6 protein-coding genes are annotated in these 9,690 nt (G+C 60.2%); 2 read left to right on the plus strand and 4 right to left on the minus strand.

Translation table 11 applies throughout. From position 1 onward, the window contains the following. Positions 1 to 255: 255 nt before the first annotated feature. From ABX749_RS10440 to mnmG, 3 genes are all read right to left on the minus strand, one after another. A complete protein-coding gene (locus ABX749_RS10440) occupies positions 256 to 1,605 on the minus strand; it encodes a PAS domain-containing sensor histidine kinase (protein WP_372895926.1) in 1,350 nt (449 codons plus the stop codon). Next, complete coding sequence (locus ABX749_RS10445; RefSeq protein WP_182866292.1) at positions 1,606 to 2,193, minus strand: response regulator; 588 nt, start codon at positions 2,191 to 2,193, stop codon at positions 1,606 to 1,608. Between the two features lie 363 nt (positions 2,194 to 2,556). Continuing rightward, the gene (gene mnmG, locus ABX749_RS10450) at positions 2,557 to 4,392 is read right to left on the minus strand and encodes a tRNA uridine-5-carboxymethylaminomethyl(34) synthesis enzyme MnmG (protein ID WP_372895927.1); all 1,836 of its coding nucleotides are present in this window, start codon (positions 4,390 to 4,392) and stop codon (positions 2,557 to 2,559) included. Between the two features lie 315 nt (positions 4,393 to 4,707). On the opposite strand from mnmG, the gene ABX749_RS10455 reads away from it, so the two are divergent. Continuing rightward, positions 4,708 to 6,849, plus strand: coding sequence for a hypothetical protein (locus ABX749_RS10455; RefSeq protein WP_372895928.1), 2,142 nt, complete (start codon positions 4,708 to 4,710; stop codon positions 6,847 to 6,849). 339 nt (positions 6,850 to 7,188) lie between these two features. Next, positions 7,189 to 8,613: a sulfatase-like hydrolase/transferase gene (locus tag ABX749_RS10460; RefSeq protein ID WP_372895929.1), complete on the plus strand. Its 1,425-nt coding sequence runs from the start codon at positions 7,189 to 7,191 to the stop codon at positions 8,611 to 8,613. A 54-nt stretch (positions 8,614 to 8,667) separates the two neighbouring features. On the opposite strand, the gene ABX749_RS10465 is transcribed toward ABX749_RS10460, so the two are convergent. Then, complete coding sequence (locus ABX749_RS10465) at positions 8,668 to 9,471, minus strand: GxxExxY protein (protein ID WP_372895930.1); 804 nt, start codon at positions 9,469 to 9,471, stop codon at positions 8,668 to 8,670. Positions 9,472 to 9,690: the final 219 nt, after the last annotated feature.

A 9,690-nucleotide genomic window follows, 5' to 3' on the forward strand; every position in this document is an offset into this window, starting at 1 on the left:
AAAACGCGCGTCGACGATCCCGGAGGTGATCGCAGCAATCTCGCTGCGACCCCGTCGGGGTCGGCGTCACTGCTTACGCCGTGCCCCCGGATGCGCTATCGCGATCCGGGGCTACTGGCTGTGATCCCTGCAGGATCGCGGATCGTGAGCGAAGCCCACGAATGTGAGAGGTTCTTTAAAGTTCCGTCACTTGTACAATCGACGTCCCGTGCAGCGAAACGGGCGGCTGAAGCCTGCACACCAGCGCGTGGGCGCCTAACCTTCAACCACAACGTCATCGCGGGTGGACGGATCTGGGATCGCGATCGTGGCGACGCAACCGGCCAAGCCGCCGGAGAGCCGAATGGTGGCGTCATGCAATTGGGCGACTCGGTAGGCTCGACACAGCCCCAATCCCAACCCGCGGCCGGCCTCGCGACCGCTGTAAAACGGGTCAAAGGCATGCTTGGACGCTTCGACGCTCAGCCCCGGTCCGCTGTCGGCGACGTGGATCAACCACTGGGGATCCCGCGATGGGTCATCCACCCGCTCCATCGACAACACGACCGTGCCGCCGCTGCCGATCGCCTCGATCGAATTTCGCAGTAAGATTCGAATCGCTTCCAAAATCATCGACCGATCCACTGACACCATCGCCGGCTCCGGCAACGTTTCAGCTAACAACCGGATGTCGAATTCCGCAGCGATCGCGGCAAACTCCTCGCCAGCCGCCTCGACCAGCGCGTTCAAATCGACACGCTCCCGATCGACCTCCGGCGGGTTGGCGAAAAACATCAACCCGGCAATCATCTCATGGGCGCGATAGACCTGTTGGATGATCTGCTGAAGCGATTGCTGACGCTGTGGATCGGCTTCCTCACGCGCGAGCTGTTGTGCCCGGGCGGAAATGTTTGCCAGCGGATTGTTGATTTCATGGCTCAATCCATAAGCCAACTGCTTCGCGGCGGCCAACTTCCGTTTCTCTGCCAGGGCGGACAGGCTGGACTGAGTCACCAACTCCCGCTCCCGAGCCCGCGCCAATTGCTGCAGCAAACGGCTGCCTTCGATTTTACGTTTCGGCTCGGCGACACAGTCCCAAATCACCGCCGGCAGGTGCTCGAGCCGGTCCGAATCGATCGCCGGTCCTAAAACCTGCAACCACTCCGCCGCTCCGGCAATCCAATCGTTCGGCTCGGTCGTTCGGCTGCGGGCCAACAAACGGGACCAACGATGCTGGTGCGCATTGGTGATCTCCGGCGCCGCAAGCATCCACTCGCCGTCGGCGAATTCAGCGGGTGCCGCACCGATGAACCACTCCGCCAATTCCGTCGCGGACACAAATTCATCACCCGGCCAGCTCAACAGGGCATACAGCAAGAACGGCGGGTCTTCGAGAAACGCCGAGGTCACCCGGCGAACGGCCAGCGGATTCACGTCCCCCCAGCCGGCGGTGGATGACGAGATCGCCGTCGAGATCGCGACCATGGCGGTATCCGATAGCGGCAACCACCAGCGTTTGTCCTCGCGCGAGATGGGCGGCAGAACGCCCCACCAGCCGAGCTCTAACACCGAGCCCGGAAACGGGAATTCATTCGACTGGTCGCGGAGACTCGTCACCGCATTCATCTAATTCGGGACTTTGCGTTCCATTTCCAGCAGATCGCAAGATCGCAACACCAAGTCGTCGATCGCAAACGGCTTCTGCATGAAATCGTTCGCACCGGCGGCACGCAGCGCGTCGACCTTGTTGTGCTCCACCATCCCGGAAATGCAAAGAATCTTGACCATGTCCAAAGCCGGATCGCTGCGGACCCGCTGGCAGACTTCTTTGCCGTTGATGTCGGGCAACATCACATCCAACACGACCAGATCGGGTCGAAATTCCTTCACGCCCATACCGGCGTCAAAGCCGTTGTTGGCCGTGCGGATATCGAATCGCCCGTCGCGTTCAAAGCCGTCTTTCATCAATTCGACCAGATCCTGGTCGTCATCGACGATCAACAACTTCTTCTTGCCGCTCTCCAGCGCGTCTGTCGGTATCCCGTTGTCCTTCATGAACAGGTAGAGCTGTTCACGTGGAATACGTCGAAATTTGCTTCCCGGCACCCGGAAGCCCTTCAGCGAACCATTGTCAAAGCAACGAATGATCGTCTGCTGGCTGACTTTGCAGATTTTAGCCGCTTCGCCTGTCGTAAAGACCGTCTTCGTGGTCATCGCAGAAACCATCCTCCCTGCAGGACGAGCCGTTTCCCAACCTGTGCGTTTGTCGCGAGTGAGCCTTCGTCGAAGCCTCACCCTGTTCCATGTCTTTCCGTGCTAGCATTCGCCAACACTCTTGTGCCGGTCACCAAACCAGCACGACAGGCTTCTTTTAGCAAAACCCCCACGCTTCCGCACAAGAGCATTTCAGTGCCAATTTGCGTCAAAAACGTAAGTAACAGCAAACTCCGAAACCCTCAAGCTTGCCGATCTTGCCCGACCAACGAATCTTACCGAATCCACAGGATAGGTCAAGATAGGTTACCAGCGAACTTTGAGCGGCCAGCGATCAGTGCGGTCGATCGGAGAACGATCACATCACCTTGATGACGGGGCTTCGAGATAGGCCAGCAACAACGCGATATCCGCCGGGGTGATCCCGCTAATTCGCTGTGCTTGGTCGAGCGAAACGGGCCGAATGTGACTGAGCTTCTCCTTGGCTTCGTTACGCATCGCGGTAATCGCGGCATAATCGAATCCGCCGGGGATTTTCTTTTTCAGCATCCGCTGCTGGCGGGCAACTTCGTCGCGTTGCCGGCTGACGTAGCCTTCGTATTTGATGTCGTAAACGACTTGCTGCGCGGCCTGGTCGCCGATGGTTGCAAGCTGGGGAATGAACTCGCACATCTTCGCCCAATCGACTTCGGGGCGGCGCAGGTAGACGTCGCCTTTGACGTCGCCCTTGGGCGTGCTGATCCGCACCGACCCGAGCAACTCGATCGCCCGATCGATGTCGGCCAGTTTCGTCGCAAACTTTTCGCGACGTTGGGCATCGATCAAACCCAACGAGTCGGCATCGGGCGTCAATCGGCGATCGGCGTTGTCTTGCCGCAGCAGCAGTCGATACTCCGCACGGCTGGTAAACATTCGATAGGGTTCGTCCGTGCCGCTGGTGACCAGATCGTCAACCAGCACGCCGATGTAAGCTTGATCCCGGGTCGGAACCCACGTCGATTTTCCGGCGACTTGACGCGCCGCATTGAGACCGGCGATCAATCCTTGGCCGGCCGCCTCTTCGTATCCGGTCGTGCCGTTGATTTGGCCTGCGAGATACAGCCCCGAGACCCGCTTGGATTCCAAGTGTGGCCAGAGCTGCGTGGGCGGACAATAGTCATACTCCACGGCGTATCCGTAACGCATGATGGTCGCCCGTTCCAGGCCGGGAATCAGCCGGAACATCCCGTCCTGGACATCACGTGGCAGACTGGTCGAGATGTCGTTGACGTAGACCTCTTCGGTGTGATGGCCTTCCGGTTCGAGGAACAACTGGTGGCTGTCTTTGTCGGCAAAGCGAACGACTTTGTCTTCGATCGAAGGACAATACCGTGGACCGCGCGTGTTGATTTGTCCGCTGTACATCGGCGCGCGGTGAAGGTTGGCGCGAATCAGATCGTGCACCGCATCATTGGTCATCGCGATGTGACAGGGCACCTGATCGATGGACAAGGAATCATTGAGGAACGAAAACGGTTGGGGCTGGTCATCACCGGGCTGTTCGTCCAGGCTGGCATAGTCGATCGTGCGTCGATTCAATCGGGCCGGTGTGCCCGTCTTGAAGCGATCGATTTGAAATCCCAATCGATTCAGCGCGCCGCTGATCCCCGTCGTCGTTCCCTCTCCGGCGCGGCCGCCGGCGGTTTTGGATTCGCCGGTATGCATGATCGCTGACAAGAACGTGCCCGTGGTCAGCACCACCACCGCCGCGCGATACTCCGCCTGACCTCGCACGCGGACCCCGACGATCCGCTCGCCCTCGGCGGTGCTCTCGGTCAACAGATCTTCGACCGTTTCTTGACGCAGATCCAAGTCGCTCTGCAATTCGATCGCGTGTTTGATGTATTGCTGATACGCCTTTTTGTCGGCCTGCGCGCGAGGGCTGTGCATCGCCGGCCCCTTGCGGCAATTCAGCAGTCGAAACTGGATGCCGGTCGCGTCAATCGCGTGCCCCATCAATCCGCCGAGCGCATCGACTTCGCGGACGATCTGGCCTTTGGCGACGCCACCGATCGCCGGATTGCAGGACATCTGCCCGACGGTATCCAAATTGGTCGTCAGCAGCGCCGTCCGCGCGCCCAAGCGAGCCGCTGCGGCAGCCGCCTCGGTCCCGGCATGCCCTGCCCCGATCACCACCACATCATATTGATACTGAATCATGAACTCTTACTCATTTGCCTTGGCTCGATCAGCCTGACCCGTCACTCTGCCCTGCCCCGTCACTCTGCCCTGGCGCCCGCGCGGGACCCCGCGGGCCTCGGCGAAACGATCGATGCAGCACTTTTTCCTGCTTCCCCATCAAGATTGGCCCTTCATTTTGCCGAACCGGAAGATGAGGTACACCCGTTTCTTTCGACTCCGGCATATCCGATGGGCGTTTTCCGCCAATTCGTCCGGGCGATCAGTCATCGCCCCCCGTTCATCCCGGCGACATCCCGCCGTAGGCCGGCGGCCCACCGCAGGACGGCGTTACGCATGTTGGAATGCGATCGCGTCACACTGTCGATCTCGCTGTGGACCCTGTTTGCCATCTTTGCCGTTCCGGCGGTCGCGGTCGACCCGGACGCTATTGTCCTCACATCTCGGGTTTTTGATATCCCATTTCAGATGGAACGGGACAGCGGAGCGACGATGGTGCGGCTCTACGTCTCCTCCGACCGCGGACAAACCTGGGCCAAGGCCGCCGAGCAGCCCCTGCCGATTCAACAATTCCACTTCGAAGCGACCGCCGATGGGGACTACTGGTTCACCCATGCGACCGATTTGGACGCGCCCCCCCAGCCGACGGAATCACTGACTCCGGAACGCAAGATCTTCATCGACACGACCGGGCCGGCGATCGATCTTCAAGCCGGCGCCGACGTCGACGGTACCCTTTCGGCGCAATTAAAACTGACCGATCCGCATCAAGTCGCCACGCTCCGTGTGCTGTACGCGACCGATGTCGGACGCCAGTGGGTCACGGTCCCCAACGCGTCGATGGATCAGGAAGGCCGCTTTTCGATTCGCCCCGCCGACGATTGGCAACAGATGTCCGTCCACGTCACGGCCACCGACTCGATCAGCAACGCGTCGGTCCAAGCGAAAACGTTCCGCCGTCCCCGCGTGGCGGCCACCAAACTGCCGCGGATGGCTGCGTCACCGAACCAGCTGCGTATCCAAACCGTCGCCGGCCCCAGCGATCCGCCCAGCTTTCGACTCGGCCCAACGGCCGACAACCACCAACCACCGTCGTCGTCTGCCCAGACCTCTCCGCATTCGCCCACGCGCGGCGCCGCCTTGCAATCGCCGGGCTCCGGTCCGCTGCGATCGACCGGCAACGCGAGCACGTCTGTCCGCGGCACGGCACCCGCCGCCGCCCCGACCACGGGACGTTCGCTGCAATCCTTCGGTTCGGCGTTCGGCGCCAGCACCCAACCGGTGACCAAACCGATCGAGCCCACACCGACGGGCACAGCGGCAACACCGGCAGCCAACTCGCCGGCGGCCAAACCATCCGGCAATCCGTCGCGTCCGATGACGTTGCCCGCGTCGGGACTGACCGCCAAACTGACGCCCGAAGGCATCGAGGTGTTGCCGGCACCGCAGCCCGAACCAGCCCCCGCCGAAGCGCCGAAAGCAACCGCGGCGGCGCCCGAGGCATTGCCGACACCCGCACCAACGCCGGAAACGACAGACGCGCCGACGCTGAACCTGGCCCCACCGAAATCGCCCGGCGATCCGATCACCGAGTCGATCCCGCTGCCAAACGCGGAGGCGGACGACGAAGCCGCCTCCCAGCGATCGCGGACACTCGAAGAAGCCTTGCGGCCGATCACCCCACGATCCCAAACGACGCCGAACCAGCAATCACCCCGGCCCGCCGCGGAACAGATTCCGACACCGGCACCGAGCAGCACGCCGGACGATCAACGGCGTTACCGGGCCGAGCGTGCCGAACAACTCAGCCGCGAGCAACAACAACGCTACGATCGAGCTCAACTGGCCCGCACCGTTCCGTTTCGCTGGAGCGACTCCAATCGCTTTAGTCTGGAATACGAACTCGAAGCCGTCGGCGCGTCGGGGGTCGAAGCGGTCGAGTTGTACGGCAGTCTGGATGCCGGGCGGACGTGGAAACGATGGGGCGCCGACCCGGACCGGACCAGTCCCTTTGACATCGAAACCAAGGGCGAAGGCGTCTTCGCGTTTCGAATCGTGGTGCTCGGCAACAACGGTTTGGCCAGCCCACGCCCGTTGCCCGGCGATCAACCCGACATCGCGGTGATCGTGGACCAGACGTTGCCCAAGATCAAAATCACTTCGGCGCGCTACGGCGAAGGGGATCGCACCGGGTCGTTGATCATTCGCTATGAATGCAGTGATGAAAACCTAATGGACCGCCCCGTCGCGATCGCGTTCAGTGATTCGATCGACGGGCCGTGGACGACCATCGCCGCGGGGCTTCGCAACGACGGACTCTACGTCTGGCCGGCCGATCCGAAATTGCCACACGAGATCTATCTGCGTGTCGATGCGACCGATCAGGCTGGCAACACGGGCAGCTACTTGCTGGACCAACCGATCGCCACCGGCGGACTCGCCCCGCGGGCCCGCATCCTCGGCTTCCGGTCACGTTAGGGCTCCGTCCAGATCTGAATTTGGGCTACGGTTGTGAAGCGAAAATGGGGTCAGGCGGTAACTTGCAGAGCAAAGAAGTTACCACTGAGCCCACGGAGGGCAGCGCGAACCCACGGATCCCTGGCTGCGTCACATCCGTGGGTTCGCGCTGCCATCCGTGGGTATGATTTTCGATTGCGGGAATGCTGCGTTTAGATTTGAATTTGGGTTGGAACCGTAGTGGCGCGTGCTTCCCGCATGCCCGTGCCGTGAAATTTGGATGCCTGCCCGGCGATTGAATCGGAACAATGCACGAGAGGTTAAACTACGGCTCTGCCCTGCCCTGCCCCGGAGCCCGTGATGCGTTACCTGTTGTTGATCCTGGCGTTGCTTCCCGTCGCGGCCCAAGCCGCACGACCGAACATCATCTTGGTGATGGCCGACGATCAAGGCTGGGGCGAAACCGGTTACAACCAGCACCCGCGGCTTCAGACACCGAACCTGGACGCGATGAGCCAATCCGGGCTGCGGTTCGATCGGTTCTATGCCGGTGCGCCGGTTTGCTCGCCGACCCGCGCCGCCGTGTTGACCGGACGGTCGTGTTACCGAGTCGGCGTTCCCGAACACGGCTACGCGTTGCGTCACCAAGAGATCACGTTGCCGCAAGTGCTGTCCGATGCGGGCTACCAGACCGCCCACTTCGGCAAATGGCACTTGAACGGATTGCGTGGTCCCGGCGCGCCGATCCTGCGGGGCGACAAATTTCATCCGGGCACGTTCGGCTTTGACCATTGGTTGTCGGTGACTAACTTCTTCGACCGCGATCCCTTGCTCAGCCGCGGAGGAGAGTTTGAAGATTACCGGGGCGATTCGTCGGACGTGATCATGGAGCAAGCGCTCAAGCACATCGAACGCCAATCCGCATCCGACCAACCGTTCTTTACTGTCATCTGGTACGGCACGCCCCACTCTCCCTGCAAAGCGTCGGCCGAAGACAACACAGCGTTTTCGGATTTAGACGAAACATCGATGCATCACTACGGTGAACTGGTCGCGCTGGATCGCAGCATCGGCGCGCTGCGTGCTGGATTGCGCACGCTGGGAATCGAAAAGCAAACCCTGTTTTGGTACTGCAGCGACAACGGCGGGTTACCCAAGATCACGCCGCCGACGACCGGCGGTCTGCGTGGAAACAAAGGCACGATTTTCGAAGGCGGCTTGCGGGTGCCGGGCATCATCGAATGGCCCGGCACCGTCACACCACGACAAACCGATTATCCGGCCAGCGTGATGGACATGATGCCCACGATTCTTGAACTCGCCGGCGCCGACCATCCCGCTCCCGAGCGTCCGCGGGACGGCATCAGTTTGACGCCGCTGTTTGGCGGACCGTCAGACGCGCATCGCCATCGCCCCGAACCGATTTTCTTTCGCTACAAATCCGCCGCGGCGGTGGTCGACGGCGACTGGAAACTGCTGACCCAAGATTTCAAGAAGGATTCGTTTGAACTCTACAATCTTGTCGACGATGTGGCGGAATCCACGAACGTCGCCGAACAACATCCCCAGCGTTTCCAAACGCTTCGCCGGCAACTTCGCAACTGGCTCGAATCCACCGACGCCAGCGAAGCGGGCAAGGATTACCCCGAAGGCCGCGTCGCGGCGGACCATCCCCAACCCATGTTCTGGGTCGACCGCCCCGACTACCAACCCCACCTGGAAAACTGGAAAGACCGCTGGGAATACAAAACCTGGCTAGACCGACGCCGCAAGACGAAGCGGTGAATTGGCTAACGTGGTGGCAAAACGATGGGGGCAAAACGATCGTGGTGACTGGACTCAACACTGAAGTGTCGTGAGGTGAACGTCGTGGTGTTTTAGATTGATCCACTGCAGACAAGGCAGTTTGGTATGAAGCAGCAGTCGCCTTAGTTGCCTTTCCATCTCCGGTGCTCCGCTTGTCAGCGACGTAATTGACATCGCGGTTTGGTCATCGATCAAGAAAATATCGTGCATCCCGATCTGACAACGTTCATCGAATATCGGTACACGCCTTAAGGCCCCCCGGGAACTTCGGAGTAAAGACACGAGTGCTTCGCGGTAAAGTGATGCACTCAAGAACGCCCCCCAATCCGTCAACAAATCTTCAAAGACATTCCGCAGTCGAACACTAGCTTCGTTGACGGCCCGCCACCTCTGGGCATGAACATTAAACCGGTGTCGAGCCTCAGAATCCAGGTTGGTCGAGACAAATCGTTTTTGAACCCGAGGGGTTCGTAAGTTCACCAGGAGACCATGCTTCATGCCCGACAAGAGCAAGTAGTTAATCGCTTGGGCTTCGTGAGCCGGCGTGAGGCACTCGACCGTTTTTGCTTCAACCATTATCGCGTTAGCGAGAAGCAAATCCATAAAATACGATTTGCGAAAGCCTTTGTGTGACACAGTGATTTCTACTTCCCGCCTTGCAGGCAGCACACCCGCACGTTCACACCGTCGTCGAATGGCATTCTTGAACGGTGTTTCTTCAAGTAGACGACTGAACTCATTATGAGTGGAGAAGATAATTCCCATGATCCGGTGAGCGAGTTTTTGAAACTCGTCGCGATCCAGAACCCGGATCTGTGAGTCCACTTCAATGGGCATCAATCCACCTCGTTTCTAGGAGAGGCACCTGGCAAAACAATGGGGGCAAAACGATAACACGCAGCAAGCCAATCGAACACCCCCCGCCCCATCGTCTTGCCCCCATCGTCTTGCCCCCATCGTCTTGCCCCCATCGTCTTGCCCCCATCGTCTTGCCCCCATCGTCTTGCCCCCATCGTCTTGCCCCCATCGTCTTGCCCCCATCGTCTTGCCCCCATC

Source organism: Stieleria sp., assembly GCF_041595215.1.
GTDB classification, from domain to species: domain Bacteria; phylum Planctomycetota; class Planctomycetia; order Pirellulales; family Pirellulaceae; genus Stieleria; species Stieleria magnilauensis.